This window comes from Bradyrhizobium ganzhouense (assembly GCF_049949285.1).
Taxonomy (GTDB): domain Bacteria; phylum Pseudomonadota; class Alphaproteobacteria; order Rhizobiales; family Xanthobacteraceae; genus Bradyrhizobium; species Bradyrhizobium ganzhouense.
On the sequence record NZ_CP181318.1, the window covers coordinates 8,231,945 to 8,246,309 of the forward strand.

The 14,365-nt window shown below is 62.6% G+C and carries 14 protein-coding genes; 10 read left to right on the forward strand and 4 right to left on the reverse strand.

The window, feature by feature from the left end; genetic code table 11:
- Nucleotides 1-90 precede the first annotated feature (90 nt).
- Together ACLFLU_RS38280 and ACLFLU_RS38285 are read left to right on the forward strand one after the other, a co-directional pair.
- The gene (locus tag ACLFLU_RS38280) at nt 91-1,107 is read left to right on the forward strand and encodes an aldo/keto reductase (RefSeq protein ID WP_426409798.1); all 1,017 of its coding nucleotides are present in this window, start codon (nt 91-93) and stop codon (nt 1,105-1,107) included.
- Nucleotides 1,104-1,511, forward strand: coding sequence for a cupin domain-containing protein (locus tag ACLFLU_RS38285; RefSeq protein WP_426409799.1), 408 nt, complete (start codon nt 1,104-1,106; stop codon nt 1,509-1,511). The genes ACLFLU_RS38280 and ACLFLU_RS38285 overlap by 4 nt, the downstream gene beginning before the upstream one ends.
- Before the next feature lie 520 nt (nt 1,512-2,031).
- Here ACLFLU_RS38285 and ACLFLU_RS38290 read toward each other — a convergent pair.
- Together ACLFLU_RS38290 and ACLFLU_RS38295 are read right to left on the reverse strand one after the other, a co-directional pair.
- On the reverse strand, nt 2,032-2,301 hold the full coding sequence (locus ACLFLU_RS38290) for a hypothetical protein (protein WP_426409800.1): 270 nt from the start codon (nt 2,299-2,301) through the stop codon (nt 2,032-2,034).
- A gap of 27 nt (nt 2,302-2,328) precedes the next feature.
- Entirely contained in the window at nt 2,329-2,562 is a 234-nt protein-coding gene (locus tag ACLFLU_RS38295; RefSeq protein WP_426409801.1) for a hypothetical protein, read from the reverse strand.
- Here ACLFLU_RS38295 and ACLFLU_RS38300 point away from each other — a divergent pair.
- From ACLFLU_RS38300 to ACLFLU_RS38315, 4 genes are all read left to right on the forward strand, one after another.
- Entirely contained in the window at nt 2,543-3,727 is a 1,185-nt protein-coding gene (locus tag ACLFLU_RS38300) for an efflux RND transporter periplasmic adaptor subunit (protein WP_426409802.1), read from the forward strand. The genes ACLFLU_RS38295 and ACLFLU_RS38300 overlap by 20 nt on opposite strands.
- Complete coding sequence (locus ACLFLU_RS38305; protein ID WP_426409803.1) at nt 3,724-6,837, forward strand: efflux RND transporter permease subunit; 3,114 nt, start codon at nt 3,724-3,726, stop codon at nt 6,835-6,837. The genes ACLFLU_RS38300 and ACLFLU_RS38305 overlap by 4 nt, the downstream gene beginning before the upstream one ends.
- A gap of 404 nt (nt 6,838-7,241) precedes the next feature.
- Complete coding sequence (locus tag ACLFLU_RS38310) at nt 7,242-8,231, forward strand: MBL fold metallo-hydrolase (protein ID WP_426409804.1); 990 nt, start codon at nt 7,242-7,244, stop codon at nt 8,229-8,231.
- Nucleotides 8,232-8,467: 236 nt separating this feature from the next.
- The gene (locus ACLFLU_RS38315; protein ID WP_426409805.1) at nt 8,468-8,770 is read left to right on the forward strand and encodes a hypothetical protein; all 303 of its coding nucleotides are present in this window, start codon (nt 8,468-8,470) and stop codon (nt 8,768-8,770) included.
- 22 nt (nt 8,771-8,792) lie between these two features.
- On the opposite strand, the gene ACLFLU_RS38320 is transcribed toward ACLFLU_RS38315, so the two are convergent.
- Nucleotides 8,793-9,254 carry a DUF6314 family protein gene (locus ACLFLU_RS38320; RefSeq protein WP_426409806.1) on the reverse strand — a complete coding sequence of 154 codons (462 nt, stop codon included), beginning with the start codon at nt 9,252-9,254 and terminating at the stop codon, nt 8,793-8,795.
- Between the two features lie 123 nt (nt 9,255-9,377).
- Here ACLFLU_RS38320 and ACLFLU_RS38325 point away from each other — a divergent pair, with 123 nt between their 5' ends.
- On the forward strand, nt 9,378-9,611 hold the full coding sequence (locus ACLFLU_RS38325; protein ID WP_426409807.1) for a hypothetical protein: 234 nt from the start codon (nt 9,378-9,380) through the stop codon (nt 9,609-9,611).
- A gap of 5 nt (nt 9,612-9,616) precedes the next feature.
- Here ACLFLU_RS38325 and ACLFLU_RS38330 read toward each other — a convergent pair whose 3' ends face one another.
- Complete coding sequence (locus ACLFLU_RS38330; RefSeq protein WP_426409808.1) at nt 9,617-10,576, reverse strand: AraC family transcriptional regulator; 960 nt, start codon at nt 10,574-10,576, stop codon at nt 9,617-9,619.
- A gap of 295 nt (nt 10,577-10,871) precedes the next feature.
- On the opposite strand from ACLFLU_RS38330, the gene ACLFLU_RS38335 reads away from it, so the two are divergent.
- From ACLFLU_RS38335 to ACLFLU_RS38345, 3 genes are all read left to right on the forward strand, one after another.
- On the forward strand, nt 10,872-11,114 hold the full coding sequence (locus ACLFLU_RS38335; RefSeq protein ID WP_426409809.1) for a hypothetical protein: 243 nt from the start codon (nt 10,872-10,874) through the stop codon (nt 11,112-11,114).
- A gap of 26 nt (nt 11,115-11,140) precedes the next feature.
- A complete protein-coding gene (locus tag ACLFLU_RS38340; RefSeq protein ID WP_426409810.1) occupies nt 11,141-11,392 on the forward strand; it encodes a GCG_CRPN prefix-to-repeats domain-containing protein in 252 nt (83 codons plus the stop codon).
- Between the two features lie 256 nt (nt 11,393-11,648).
- Nucleotides 11,649-14,342 carry a DUF2235 domain-containing protein gene (locus ACLFLU_RS38345; RefSeq protein ID WP_426409811.1) on the forward strand — a complete coding sequence of 898 codons (2,694 nt, stop codon included), beginning with the start codon at nt 11,649-11,651 and terminating at the stop codon, nt 14,340-14,342.
- Nucleotides 14,343-14,365 lie beyond the last annotated feature (23 nt).

The following is a 14,365-nucleotide window of genomic DNA, read 5'->3' on the forward strand; positions in this document are numbered from 1 at the left end:
TCAGATCAGAGCATCGAGATTGGTTCGCGGCATCATCCCCGGCGTCGTCTCATGCAATCAGATGGGCGCAGGCCAAAACAGGAGTAAGCAATGAACGTCACCCCGAAAAGAAACATGGAATATATCGACATTCCCGGCACATCCATTCACGCATCTCGCATTGCGCTTGGGACGTGGGCGATCGGCGGCTGGATGTGGGGTGGAACCGACGAAGGCGATGCGATCAGGACGATCCAGGAAGCGATCGATTGCGGAATCAATCTCATCGATACAGCGCCCGTCTACGGCTTCGGCCGCTCGGAAGAAATCGTCGGAAAGGCCCTTGCCGACGGCCGCCGTCGGAACGCCGTCATCGCCACAAAGGTCGGGCTCGATTGGAGGAACGGCCAACCGTTCCGCAACGCGCGCAAGGCGCGAATCATCGCGGAAGCCGAGAGTTCTCTGCGCCGGCTCCGGACGGATGTCATCGACCTCTATCAGGTGCACTGGCCCGATCCCCTGACACCGATTGCCGAAACTGCCGAGGCGGTCGGCGCGCTGCACCGCGACGGCAAGATTCGCGCGGTCGGCGTCAGCAATTTCAGCCCGGCGCAGATGGATGAATTCCGCAAGGTCGCGCCGCTTCATTCGGCTCAGCCGCCCTACAATCTGTTCGAACGCGCCATCGAACAGGACGTGCTCCCTTATTGCCAGGAGAAGAAGATCGCGCTGCTCGCTTACGGCTCGCTGTGCCGAGGCCTGCTATCCGGCAGCATGTCGGCATCGAGCCGTTTCACCGGCGACGACCTGCGGAAGAGCGACCCCAAATTTCGATCGCCACGCTTTCAGCAATATCTCGATGCCGTGGCGCAGCTCGACCAGTTCGCACAGGAGCACTTCAGCAGACGAGTGATCCATCTGGCGGCACGCTGGGTGCTCGATCGCGGCGAGTTGAACATTGCGTTGTGGGGTGCTCGACGCGCGGAGCAACTCTCGCCAATCGCCGACGTACTCGGCTGGCAAATCGATGATGCGGCCATGGCCGAAATCGACCGGATTCTCCGGGAGACAATCAAGGATCCCGTCGGCCCCGAGTTCATGGCGCCTCCGGATCGGGAGGCCGCATGATGGACATACGATCAGAAATCCAAATCGTGAGTCGCGATCGATTCGACGCGACGACGGCCCAGACATCGGGATCCCATCGCTTTGCCGCGATCGGACCGTCGCTGGGCATCACGTCGACAATCTGGGGGGGCCTCTTCGAAGTGGAGCCGGGCGCACGAACCGGAATCCACCATCACGGCGAACAGGACACGATCGCGTTCGTCCTGTCGGGCCGTTGCGAAGTTCAGTGGGGCGACAGGGGTGAGTTCTCTGCACGCGCGAAGGCCGGCGACTTCATTCATGTTCCCGCGTTCCTTCCGCATATGGAGATCAATCCATCTCGCGTCCTGCCTTTCCGATGGGTCGTGGTGCGGAGCACGCCTGTACCCATCGTTGTCAACCTGCCGGACAGGTTCTGGTCGTGAGCGATGTGACCTTGCCTCGACATCTTTGATCTGCCCCGCAAATACCGCGACCGCGCCGGTATCCGGAAGAGACAAATGGACCCGCCTCGGCGGGTCCTTCCGCTTGTTCCTATTGAGATTGCCGCCGTCGCAGACCGAGCCCACGCGATTTTCGTGCGAAACCGCAAGAGCATGCGTCATCCGACAACAGTTTCAGTTCACCAGCTTCGACTGCAATGGAGGACGCCGTGAGATATTGCCTCGTCGCCGCTTGTCTTGCCTTCTTCGCGAGTGGCGGAGCGTTCGCACAGGTGACAGGGATGGCCCTCCCAACTCCCACAATGGGAGTGACCTCCCCGCTCGGTAGCACCGCAGGGGCATCGATTTCGCCGGCGGGTATTGGTCTAGGCGCGACTGAACTTCCTTCACCGGGCATCAGCCCGGCCCCTCTTGTCACCGGCAGCATCGCCACACCGTCCACCGGCACCGCATGCTCAACTGTCGGCCTCTCGCCAAGCGGAATGTACGGCTCGACGTCGACCTATGACGGCGGCGGAATGGCGATGGCGGGTTCGGCACCAGCCTCGGGCGCAACTGGGAGCACAGCGGCATCGATGGACACGTCGTCGGGGATAGCGGCGACCTCATCCATGTCGATGATGTCGGGAACGACGCAAAGTGCCACCACGGGCACGCTCGATACCGCTGGCATGTCGGGCATGTGCGGCTCGGGCTCGAGCAGCATCGCCGCGTCTTCGAGCCCGGCGTCGACCGCGCCGACGACATCCGGCGGCAGTCCCAGGACGGGCATTCCGCTCGACTCAACGGAGATCGGCAATCAGGGTATCAGCTCTGCGGCGCTGATTCCTACGCCGGCAGCCCCGCTCCTGACCGGCAGCGTCGCGCCGACGGTACCGACAATGCCGACTGTAATCGCTCCGTCTGCGACATCCGCTTCGACCACCACACCCGGATGTTCGTCCTTCGGCTCATCGACATCCACTGCCCTGCCGGGCGGCTGCTGAGCTTCTGCTTTTTTCGGAGCAACATCCATGAAAACGAAGATCGTCATCTCCGTCGCCGTATTGGCTGCGATCGCAGCGAGTGCCGGCCTGCTGCGCTTTACGCATCTCTACCCCGCGCCGAGGGCAGCGGCAGCATCGGCCCCGTCGCCAGCTGTTCCGATCGTCGCCGGCACCGTCACCCAACGTGACGTCCCGACCTATCTGACCGGCGTCGGCACGGTGATCGCCTACAACACGGATATCGTGCGGGCCCAGATCCAGGGGCAGATCACCAGCATCAACTTTACCGAGGGGCAGCAGGTCCATGCTGGCGATCTGCTCGCACAGATCGATCCGCGGCCCTACCAGGCCCTGATCGATCAATATGTCGCCAATCTCGAACGCGACCAGGCGCAGCTCGCAAACGCGCGAGCCAATCAGACCCGTTACAACCAGCTCGGCGACAAGGGTTGGGCCACGCCTCAATTGATTGAAACGCAAAATGCACAAGTCAGTCAGGTACAGGCGGCGGTCAAGGCAGACCAGGCGCTGATCGATGCTGCAAAAGTGCAGCTCAGTTTTACGCGGCTTACATCTCCAATAGACGGCGTGGTCGGCATCCGCCAGATCGACGTTGGCAACATCATCAGCCCGTCAAATACGAACGGCCTCTGTGTCGTGACACAACTGGACCCGATCTCCCTGATCTTTACCCTGCCCGAGACCGTTCTTCCGCAGATCCAGCAACAGCAGCTGAAGACGAAGGCGCCTCTTTCTGTTCTGGCCTACAATCAGGACAACACGATCCGGCTTGGCGAGGGACAGCTCGGACTCGTCAATAACGAGATCCTGCAGACCACCGGCTCGATCCAGCTCAAGGCGAACTTCGCCAACAAGGCAAGGAGCCTCTGGCCGGGTGAACTCGTCAATGCACGACTGCTGCTCGATACGCGGCACAACGGCCTGACGGTTCCCGCCTCTGTCGTCCAGCAAGGACCGAACGGACCATATGCCTACGTCGTCAATTCAGACAATACGGTCTCTCTCCGACGGATCAAGGTTGCCGAGGTCAGTGACGGTCAGGCGCTGATTGATTCCGGCCTGAAGGCCGATGAGCAGGTTGTGGTCGACGGGCAATATAAGCTGCGGCCGGGAACGCACGTCGTCCCCTTGCACGGCAAGGCCGCAGAGGAAGCCGCCGCTCAAGACGCATTACAGGCACCGATCCCATGAACATCTCCGCACCCTTCATCCGACGACCGATCGCGACCGCACTGCTGATGATCGGATTGCTGGCTGCCGGCCTTGTCGCGTATCCGTTGCTGCCGGTGGCCGCCCTGCCGAACGTCAACTATCCGACGCTGACGGTCACCGCCCAGATGCCCGGCGCGGACCCGCAGACGATGGCCTCTTCGGTCGCTTCCCCGCTCGAGCTCCAGTTTGGGGAAATTCCCGGACTGACGCAAATGACGTCGGCGAGCGCGCTCGGCTACACCCAGGTCACGCTGCAATTCGACTTGAACCGCCAGATTGACGGTGCGGTCAGCGATACGCTTTCGGCCATCAACGCGGCAAGCCCGTATCTGCCCACCGGCATGCCCTATCCGCCGACGATCCGGAAGGTCAACCCGGCCGACACGCCGATCCTCGTGCTTGGCCTCACTTCGGACAGCCTGCCGCTCACCACAGTCGATGCATATGCCGAGAACATCCTGCTGCAGAAGATCTCGCAGATCCAGGGCGTGGGTCTCGTCGGAATTGGCGGCCAGCAGAAGGCTGCGGTTCGTGTGCAGGTCGATCCACAGGCGCTTGCCGCGCGCGGAATCAATCTGGAGGATTTACGAACCGTCCTTGGCCAGGCGAATGTGGATCTGGCCAAGGGTACGCTCAACAGCCCCCGTCAGACCTATACTCTCAACACCAATGACCAGCTGTTTCACCCGGAACAATATGCCGATCTGGTCATCGCCTACCGCAACGGATCGCCGGTCCGTGTTCGCGACATCGGTCGCGCGGTCAGCGCGGGCGAAAACGACCTGATCGCGGGCTGGTACAACAACAACCGGGCCATCATTCTTGCCGTTCAGCGTCAGCCCGGGGCCAACGTCATCGAGACGGTGCAGCGCATCAAGGCGATGATGCCGACGCTCCAGGCGTCTATTCCCGCCGATATCAAGATCAACGTCATTTCGGACCGCACCCAGACGATCCGGGCTTCGGTTGCGGACGTGCAGTTCACGTTGCTCCTGACCGTTGCCCTCGTCGTGATGGTGATCTTCATCTTTCTTCGCAGCTTCTGGGCAACCATCATCCCGGCCGTCACCGTGCCGCTCTCGCTGATTGGTACTTTCGCGATCCTCTACGAAATGGGCTATAGCCTCGACAATCTGTCGCTGATGGCGCTTTCAATCGCGGTCGGATTCGTGGTCGACGACGCCGTCGTCGAGATCGAGAACATCACGCGGCACATCGAGGAAGGCCTGTCTCCGCACGACGCCGCGATGAAGGGATCCGGCGAGATCGGCTTCACCGTCATGGCGATCACGTTCTCGTTGATCGCCGTCTTCATTCCGCTCTTCCTGATGAGCGGCTATGTCGGACTGCTGTTCCGCGAGTTTGCAGTCACGGTGAGTGTCGCACTGGTCCTTTCCCTCGTGATCTCCCGCACCCTGACACCGATGATGTGCGCCTACCTGCTCAAACCCGAGAGCCAGGAGCACGGCCGCCTCTACCGCTGGTCCGAGCGCGGCTTCGACCTGCTGCTCAATGCCTACGAAGCGGGCCTGAAGATTGTGCTGCGGCATCGCTTCATCACCTTGATGGTGATGATCGGCACGATCGCGGTCACCGGATATCTCTACGCCATCATTCCCAAGGGATTCTTCCCTCAGCAGGACACCGGCCTGATCCTGGGTCAATCGGAAGCCGCCCAGGACATCTCATTCCAGGCAATGGCCGAGCGCCAGCAAGCCATGCTCAATGCGGTCGTGCGGGACCCCGCCGTCGCATCGGTGGGCTCGGCGGTCGGCGCCGGCGGCGGCACCTACACGGTGAACGATGGTCGCGTGTTCATCCAGCTCAGGCCGGCCGACAAGCGCGATCCGATCGACAAGGTGATCGCACGACTTCGCACCAATCTGGCCAAGATCCAGGGCATCACCCTTTACATGCAACCCGCGCAGGACATCACCATCGGCGCGCGACTGAACAAGACCCAGTTCCAATACACCATGAACGACGCCGATCCGGGCGAACTGAGCCACTGGGCCGGTCTGTTTCTCGACAAGATCAAGACGCTGCCCACGGTTGCTGACGTGACCACCGACCAGCTCAACGCCGGCCCGCTGCTCGACATCACGATCAAGCGCGAAGTCGCCTCGTCCTACGGCATCCTGCCGTACACGATCGACAACACGCTCGACGACGCATTCGGACAGCGGATCGTCTCGACGATGTACACCCCCTTGCAACAGTATCACGTGATCATGGAGGTCAACCCGAAATTCCAGTATGGGCCCGAGGCGCTCAACAGTATCTACGTCAAATCGTCCAGCGGCCAGCAGGTGCCGCTATCGACGCTGGTCGATTCGGTGGTGAAGGTCTCGCCGCTCGTCGTGAACCACCAGGGGCAATTCCCCTCCGTGACGATCTCGTTCAATCTGGCGCCCGGAGCTGCAATCGGTAACGCGGTGAGCGGTATTCAATCGATCGAGAAGGAGCTGCATCCGCCGCTGTCGCTGCAAACCAGCTTCCAGGGCAATGCCCAGGCTTTCGGTGCCTCCCTGAACAGCACGCCGATCCTGATCGCGGCGTCGCTGTTCGTGATCTACCTTATCCTCGGCGTGCTCTATGAAAGCATCATTCATCCGATCACGATCATCTCCACGCTGCCTTCGGCAGGCGTCGGTGCGCTGCTGCTGCTGATGGCCGCTCATTACGACCTGAGCGTGATCGCAGTGGTTGGAATCATTCTGCTCATCGGTATCGTCAAGAAGAACGGGATCATGCTGGTCGACTTCGCCATTCAGGCCGAACAAGCCGACGGCCTTACACCGGAGCAATCGATCTACCAGGCTTGTATCAAGCGCTTCCGTCCCATCCTCATGACGACGATGGCGGCGCTTCTTGGCGCCGTACCGATGATGGTCGGCACCGGCGTGGGATCGGAGATCCGCCAACCCTTGGGTTACGCGATCGTCGGCGGTCTTGCTCTCTCGCAGGTGCTCACGCTCTACACGACTCCTGTCGTCTACCTCTACCTCGATCGGTTACAGAATTGGCTATTCGGTGCGCGACGGCATCAGACTGCGGCACGCGAGGTCCATCCGGCGCCTGCCGAATGAGCGAGGACAACGCCAATCGCGCTGCATCAACAGGTCTCGTGATCGCAACGACCTGAAATTGCGTTGATGTGCCATCGTGACGCTCCTATTTGAGAGCATCGGACGCTCTTCCAACCGCGCCTCCACGCCAAGCTATTCCCGTTCGAGATTTGGCTGCCGCTTATCCATCGGTGAAGTCGGCCACCGGCGAAACCAACCCCGCACTGGAGCGCGCACCTGAGCGGCTGGCCGACGCGATCATCTGTTCGAACGCGGGCCATTCTGCGCTTTTCCGACATCGGTCATCCCGCCCAAAGCGGCGCATGACCAGACCGTGAAGATTCGCCGATAGACCATTGCAAGCCGAATAGGCTCATCTACAGTATTTGGTGGTCCCCCTGCCTCTCGCAAATGCCGGAGATGTCATGAGCTTCGTATCCCGTCGTGGAATGTTGGCTGGTAGCGCGGCACTGGCTGCTGCAACGAGCTTGCCTATTGCCGAGTCGTCCCGAGCTGCTGCCCCGCTCGCCGGGAAGCAGGCTCCGGGTTTCTATCGCTACCAATTGGGAGATTTCGAGGTCAGCGTCATTTCGGATGGCGCGCTCAAGTTTCCCGTTGAAGGCTTCGTGACGAATGCCAGCACCGATCAGGTCAAGGCCGCTCTCACAGCGGCGTTTCGTAACACGGATGGGTTGACTGTCCCGTTCACGCCGATCGTCGTCAACACCGGCCTGAAGCTGATCCTGATCGACACCGGCCTTGGCGATGCCGCAGTTGAGCGCACGAAGGGGACCGCGGGCCAGTTCGCGGCCAATTTGAAGGCTGCGGGCCTCGATCGCGGGGATATCGATGCCGTCGTCATATCGCACTTCCACGTCGACCATGTGGACGGCTTGCTGACCGCGGACAACAAGCCGGCGTTTCCGAACGCCGAGATCTTCGTGCCGGCCGCCGAGCTCAAGTTCTGGATGGACGACGGCGAGATGAGCCGTGCTCCGAAGGGACGGATCGAAGGGTTGTTCAAGAACACCCGGCGGATCATTGCAGCGCTCGGCGGCAAGGTGACGCCATTCGAGGCCGGCAAGGAGGTTGTGCCGGGGCTCACCGCTGTTGCAACACCGGGGCACTCCGTCGGCCACACGTCGTTCGTTCTGTCCTCTGGCGGCAAGAGCGTGTTCGTTCAGGGTGACGTCGCCCATATCCCGGTGCTGTTTGTCGAAAATCCGAGCTGGCACGCCGCGATCGATCAAGATCCGGTCATGGCCGAAGCCACTCGTCGCAAAATCTACGATATGCTGGTGGCGGAGAAGATGCTGGTTCAGGGCTTCCATTACCCATTTCCGGCTCTTGCTCATGTCGAGCGGATCGCGAATGGTTATCGCGAAGTTCTGGTGCCGTGGAGTACCAGCATCTAGACAGTTTCGTCTCGCCCGAGTTATCCCCCGCGGGTACGTCTCTTGGATTGCGAACCGATGGTGTCAATCACGAGCGCTGAGAGTGAATACGATGGCAAAAATTCTACAGCCATTTCAATGACAAACGGGTTCGCAATTTTGCTCTGACTGGCGCGACGGCGCACAATTCCCCTCGCCATCGTCGCATCCCCACTGTATAAACCGGTAGCTTCTTCCTCTTCCTCGAAGGAGCTCATATGAACGACCTGCACGCGTGGCTTTCCGAACAGCACCACGGTTTGCGGACCTTCCGGATTTTTCAGCAGAAGCTCGACACGCTCGGTCGCGACGATCCCACCCAGCGCGGCCTGTGCCGCCTGCTGAGCAGTCTCGTCGGCAGCTATGTCGAGGCGTTTGATGAGGCGCCGCTGCCGGTTGAGATCGCCGACATCACCTATCATCGCCTGCTGATGCTGTTGGCAAGCCTCGACCTCCGCGGCGACGCTGAGCGGCGGCTCGCTGACATCAACCGGGTGGCGACCTGCGAGCTCTGGCTGTGACGTCGCGAGATCGGCGCGCGTCTCACGCCACCGACGTATAGGTCGTGATCATCATGTAGTCCTTGCGCGGACCTGACACGACGTGACGAATGACAAAGCCGCCATCGGGGTGGAAGGTGTAGGTCGATTGATAATGATCGGGACTGCACAGATGGTCGGCGCTTCCATTCAAGGCCCGATCATCCGATGCAGAGAGTGAGATCGCGTGGAATAGCCGTGGCGGAGTCTCCTTGAAGAAGACCTCGAAGCCGCGGTCGCGCTTGCGGAAAACGTACTCTCGCTCTGCGTCAAGCTCGGTGCCGTTTTGAAGCTTCAGTCGTCCCTGCTCGCGATAGGCCAGGCGCTCCGCATCCAATGGCGTGAAGGTCGCAAGGCCCTTCATGCTTCCTTGACCTGCGATGACCCGGTCGAACGACCAGGCGCCGGCCAGTCGCGTCATCACCTGCGACGCATCAACCCAAGCATCGAATATGGTTTCGTTCATCCGCACTAGACCCAAGCGCCAGGCCGCTCCGTGGTTTCGCAAAATCCGCGGGCCACACGTTCGACTTTGCCGCGCCGCTACCTATATCCAGGCGATAATGCGTGTCGAGGCAGTGAGCAAGTGATGGCCAGGAGACCCACGACGAACACCGACGCCGACGACCAGCCTCGCTACTTCGTCTGGGTCCGCGGCCTCGACGGGCCCGAGCCGCAGAAATGGGCTGACATGGGGTTCGGCGTCGGCGACTGGAAGCGGCCGCTGGTGCTGGCCTGGCTGGAGCTGCCGGTGGACGAACGGCGCCTGCCGCTGTCGGTGCTGGCGCGGCGATACCCGCCGCCCAAGGCAGAGCCGCTTTAGGCGCCTCATCTGCCCCGCGCCGCGGTCGGCGTCAGACCGAACCTGCGGCGAAAGCAGCGGTTGAAATAAGAGAGATCGTTGAAACCGCAGGCAAACGCAATGTCGCTGATGCGGCCTTGGCGATGAGCGAGCAGGTCGGCCGCCTTGCGCAGGCGCAGTTCGGTCAGGCGGGTGGTGAAGCTCGCGCCCGCCTCGAACAGCAGCTCGTTGACATAGCGTTCGGAGAGACCGGCGGCAGTGGCAAGCTTTTGCGCGGAAAAATCCGGCTCGTGGAAGCGCGCCTCGAGGATCGATAGCACGGCTTTCAGCCGCACCGCGCGCAGGCCCCGCCGCCGTACCGCGGCAGCAACGTCGCTGCGGGCCCCCAGGCCGATCGCGGCGAGATCGAGCAAATGGGACGCGATCGCCATGCCGGCCTCGTCGGCGGCGGTGGGATGACGAAGCAGCAGATCGCTATAGTCCATCACCAGCGACAGCGCGCCGCCGGGTTCGAGCTCGCAGCCGACGAGGCCGTCGACGTCGGCGACCATCGCACGCAGTGACTCGACCGGCAGATGCACGTTGGTGAAGCGCTTCTGGCTCGCCCCGTCGGCAGCGAAGAAGGGCTCGTCGAGCTTGAGCAGCACCATCGATCCCGGCCGCATGGTGAATTCGCGGCCGCGATGAACCACCTGCGAGGAACGATCGCCGGTGTTGCGTACGAGGCAAAAGCGATCATCGCCGGTCTCGACCACCTGGCGCTTTTCCCGCCGCACCGTGACGAAGCTGCCGTCGCAGCGCCCGAGCATGGTGGTGCCGATATGGATCGAGTTCATCGTCGCGCGAAACGGCACGTCGGACGCCGGGTCGAGCTCGCCGGTGTTGGAAAAATGCTCGAACAGCTCGGCGAAACGGATGAAGCGCTGCCGGTCGGACAGATCCTGCGGCAGCATCTCGGTCGAGAGCGATTTCCTGATGACGGACATCGGCAAGGACTTCCGGGAAAGGCTTTCTCGGAAAAAAATCGCGCAGAAAACAATTGAGCCTCGCAAGCCGGGGATGAACCCGCGCTGAAGGCTAGCGGTCGCAGGCTACCAGTACGGCCACCTGATTCAAGCTGCGCTGGTCAGTCCAAGCTGCGTCGCTTCTGGCGCCGGACAGTCCAAGACGGCCCGCACACCCCATCCTATTCAGGCTGCGGATGCGACATCCCGCCACACGCGGATCGCGTCCGGGCAACCGGGCGGCCCCTGCCTGACGCCCGCTGGAGGAGACAACGATATGCGAACCTCTCTACCCCGCAGCCTCGCGCTCGGCGGCGCCATCGCAACCAGCCTCTGCATCGGCTACGCGCTCGGCGCGCAACCGCACATGGACGAAGCGGTAGCGATCCTGCAATCAGGCCGCGCCGAGCTCGCCAAGGCCGAGCCCAATAAGGGTGGACATCGCGAACTCGCGCTGGGGCTGATCGACCAGGCGATCACCGAAGTGCGCGCCGGCATCGCTTTCGCAGCCACCCACTGAGCGACGCAAGTCCAGGAGAACACAGCATGATACGAACCGTGTTTGCCGCGGCGCTCGCGCTCGGCGCAATCGTCAGTTCGGCCCAGGCCATGCCGCTGATGCCGTTCGGCGCGCAGGGCAATGGCGATGTCATCGCGGTGGCCGGCGGCTGCGGCGCCGGCTGGCACCGTGGGCCCTATGGCGGCTGCCTGAAGAACTTCGAAAACCCCGCCGCGCATGCCTGCCCGCGCGGCTACCACTTCGGCCCCGGCGGCGCCTGCCGCGGCAACGGCAAATAAGAGCCGATTGCACGGGCGCTTCGCAATAGCGGTCGCTTCGCAAACAGGAGAAATGCCCGGGCTTGCCTGGGCATTTCTTTTTGCCGATTGTGGCGGAGATCATAGACAGCCCGAGCAAGACGAAGCAATCCTTTGCTACCTCAGCGCGATTGCGGGCAAAATACATCCGTTATTTCATAACAAAACCCCTGATTGAATTTGAAGGATGCCGCCCGAGCGAGGCTTAGGCATCCCAACTGAATTTTCGGAGGAGTCCATGACGCACCGGGACGGGGCGCTGCATGGCGGTCCTGCAAGGCCGAACCATGCGCACGATGATCCAGATGCCGCGGCGAATGCACCCGACGCACGTCCACCGCGCAAGCTGGTGCTGTTCGCCGACGGCACCGGCAATGCCTTCACCGCCCAGGAATCCAGCGTCTGGCGTCTCTACGAGGCGCTCGACCATACCAAGCCCGATCAGATCGCCTACTACATCAAGGGCGTCGGCACCGCCGGCTGGGCGCCCCTCGCCGCTCTCGACGGCGCCACCGGCATCGGCGTGCCCGCCAACGTCCGCAAGCTCTATCGCTTCCTGTGCTGGAACTGGCGCGAGGGCGACGAGATCTACATCTTCGGCTTCAGCCGCGGCGCCTTCACCGCGCGGACGTTGGCAGCGCTGATCGCGAGCCAGGGCCTCGTGCCCGCGGTGATCGACAAGGTGGCCGTGTCGCATGCGGAGATGCAGCGCAACACGATGGCCGCATGGCGGGAGTATCGCAAGCAGTCGATCGGCTATCGCAGCCTGCCGACGATCTGGGTCGTGCGCTGGATCCGCGACGTGCTGATCTATCTCTATCAACTCGTTTTCCGGCGACGCTCCTACGCGACGGTCCGCGAGGCCATGGATGGCCGCAAGGAGGTCAAGATCGAATTCCTCGGACTGTTCGACACGGTCGAGGCGTTCGGCGTGCCGATCGAGGAGCTCCGTGTCGCGATCGACTGGGCGATCTGGCCGATCTCGTTCCGAAACTACCGGCTCTCCGACAAGGTGAAGCACGCCTGCCATGCGCTCGCGCTCGACGACGAACGCACCACCTTCCATCCGCTGCGCATCGACCAGGCCGACCTTGCCGAGGGGCAGATCGTCAAGGAGGTGTGGTTCGCAGGCGTCCATTCCGACATCGGCGGCGGCTATCCGGAATCCACCCTGTCCTTCGTGCCGTTGGTGTGGATGGCCGAGCAGCTCGGCAGCCAGCTCCGCTTCCAGGACGGCACGATCGCGCATTTCCGCCAGTACCAGTCGGCGATCGGGCCGATGCACGATTCGCGCAACGGCGCCGGCGTGCTGTACCGCTACGGCCCGCGGCCGATTCACGACCGTGCAGAGGATGGCGGACCGCCGGTGGTGCACTTCGGCGTGGTCGAGCGCATGCTGCACGGATGCGACAATTACGCGCCGCTGATGCTTCCGGCCAATGCCAACGTGCTGCTGCCGGATGGACAGGTGCTGCCGCTGACGCGGGACGAAACGCGCAAGGCCATGAGGTCCGCCTACGCGAAGCGAGAAGGCGATGGCCACAAGGCGGCCGAAGCCGACGCCTTCATGGCGATGAGCCCGCCGAATCCCGAGATGGCGCGGCAGGTTCTCGACACCGTGTGGTGGCGCCGCTTCGCCTATTTCTCGCTGCTGATCGCGCTCGGCATCCTGGCCGCATGGCCATGGATCGCGCGCTCCGTGGTGGGCTCGTCCAAGGAGCACGGGCTTGAGGATACCACCCTGCTCAAATGGATCACGGCGATCGACAACGGCACCAGCACCGTCGTCAAGCCGTTTGCCGATCTGCTCGCGAGCGTGCTGCCGTCCTACGCGGCACCATGGCTTGCCATCGCGCTGTATTATCCCTTCGTCACCGCGGTCCTCGTCATCATCATCCTGATCGCGTGGAACAGGAACACGGCGCTGCGCGACAGCATTCAGGAACGCGCCCGGCTGGCCTGGTACAGGCCCGACCGGATGGCATCGCGAAAGCGCGTGAGCAGATCCGGCTGGTTGCTCGCGATCGGCCGCTGGATGCGGCTGCATGCCTGGCCGGTGCGCATGGCCTTCACCAACGTCCTGATGCCAGGTGTCTTCCTCATCGCCATTTTCGGCTCGGGTCTGCTGCTCCTGTCGCGCGGCTATTTCGACTGGCGCGCGGGCGTCGGCGACTTCTGCAAGAGCAGCGCATCGACGCGTGCCGTCGGCGACACGCCGGTCACGGCCCGCGACGGCGAATTGTTCGACGTCAGCGATTTCTGCTGGCCAAGCCGCCTCGCGGTCGAGAAGGGCCGCAAGTACCGCGTCTGGATCCAGATGGCCGATCCGTGGTTCGACCACACCATCATGACCGGCCTGAACGGATTCAAGACGCCGCCGGATCCGACCCATCGCCTCGCCGTCCCGATCCTTCGGCTCCAGGGCGCCGACTGGTTCCAGCCGGTCGTGCGGGTGGGCGCGCGCGGATCGTACGATCTGCCGCTGCAGGCCATCAACGGACTGCCGGCGAACGAGCTGCCGCGGCGGGTCCATGCGACGGTGCCGGCCTATGACGACGAGAGTAAGGACAACTACCCGATCCATGTCGAGGACTCCGCCGAGTTCAAGACACCGGGCAGCGAATTGAATCGTGCCTGGAAGCCGTTCGGGGATTTCGAGCCGATCCCGGCCGCGGCGCTGCCAGCGGCACGCGCGCTGTGGCGCAAGCAGGGACTGTCCGAGCTGTTCGTCGCGGAATTCGAGGCGCCCGAGGCCGGCGAGCTGTTCTTCTACGTCAACGACGCCGTCCAGCTCTTCCCGCGATTCATCTCCACGCGGCTCGCGCCGCGCTGGCTCCTGCCGGTCCAGGGCCGGCGCGCCCAGTTCTACAAAAACAATAACGGAACGGCGACGATCCGGGTTCAGAGGCTTCCCTCACCGTCGCCCCCATGATTGATGCATCGTGCCGTAAATAT

Excerpts from the sequence above, each read along its gene's own strand:
- ACLFLU_RS38345 (WP_426409811.1), top strand. The coding sequence starts at position 11,649 with ATGACGCACCGGGACGGGGCGCTGCATGGCGGTCCTGCAAGGCCGAAC.
- ACLFLU_RS38300 (WP_426409802.1), top strand. The coding sequence starts at position 2,543 with ATGAAAACGAAGATCGTCATCTCCGTCGCCGTATTGGCTGCGATCGCA.
- ACLFLU_RS38315 (WP_426409805.1), top strand. The coding sequence starts at position 8,468 with ATGAACGACCTGCACGCGTGGCTTTCCGAACAGCACCACGGTTTGCGG.
- ACLFLU_RS38330 (WP_426409808.1), bottom strand. The coding sequence starts at position 10,576 with ATGTCCGTCATCAGGAAATCGCTCTCGACCGAGATGCTGCCGCAGGAT.
- ACLFLU_RS38305 (WP_426409803.1), top strand. The coding sequence starts at position 3,724 with ATGAACATCTCCGCACCCTTCATCCGACGACCGATCGCGACCGCACTG.
- ACLFLU_RS38280 (WP_426409798.1), top strand. The coding sequence starts at position 91 with ATGAACGTCACCCCGAAAAGAAACATGGAATATATCGACATTCCCGGC.
- ACLFLU_RS38325 (WP_426409807.1), top strand. The coding sequence starts at position 9,378 with ATGGCCAGGAGACCCACGACGAACACCGACGCCGACGACCAGCCTCGC.
- ACLFLU_RS38340 (WP_426409810.1), top strand. The coding sequence starts at position 11,141 with ATGATACGAACCGTGTTTGCCGCGGCGCTCGCGCTCGGCGCAATCGTC.
- ACLFLU_RS38285 (WP_426409799.1), top strand. The coding sequence starts at position 1,104 with ATGATGGACATACGATCAGAAATCCAAATCGTGAGTCGCGATCGATTC.
- ACLFLU_RS38310 (WP_426409804.1), top strand. The coding sequence starts at position 7,242 with ATGAGCTTCGTATCCCGTCGTGGAATGTTGGCTGGTAGCGCGGCACTG.
- ACLFLU_RS38335 (WP_426409809.1), top strand. The coding sequence starts at position 10,872 with ATGCGAACCTCTCTACCCCGCAGCCTCGCGCTCGGCGGCGCCATCGCA.
- ACLFLU_RS38290 (WP_426409800.1), bottom strand. The coding sequence starts at position 2,301 with ATGCCCGTCCTGGGACTGCCGCCGGATGTCGTCGGCGCGGTCGACGCC.
- ACLFLU_RS38295 (WP_426409801.1), bottom strand. The coding sequence starts at position 2,562 with ATGACGATCTTCGTTTTCATGGATGTTGCTCCGAAAAAAGCAGAAGCT.
- ACLFLU_RS38320 (WP_426409806.1), bottom strand. The coding sequence starts at position 9,254 with ATGAACGAAACCATATTCGATGCTTGGGTTGATGCGTCGCAGGTGATG.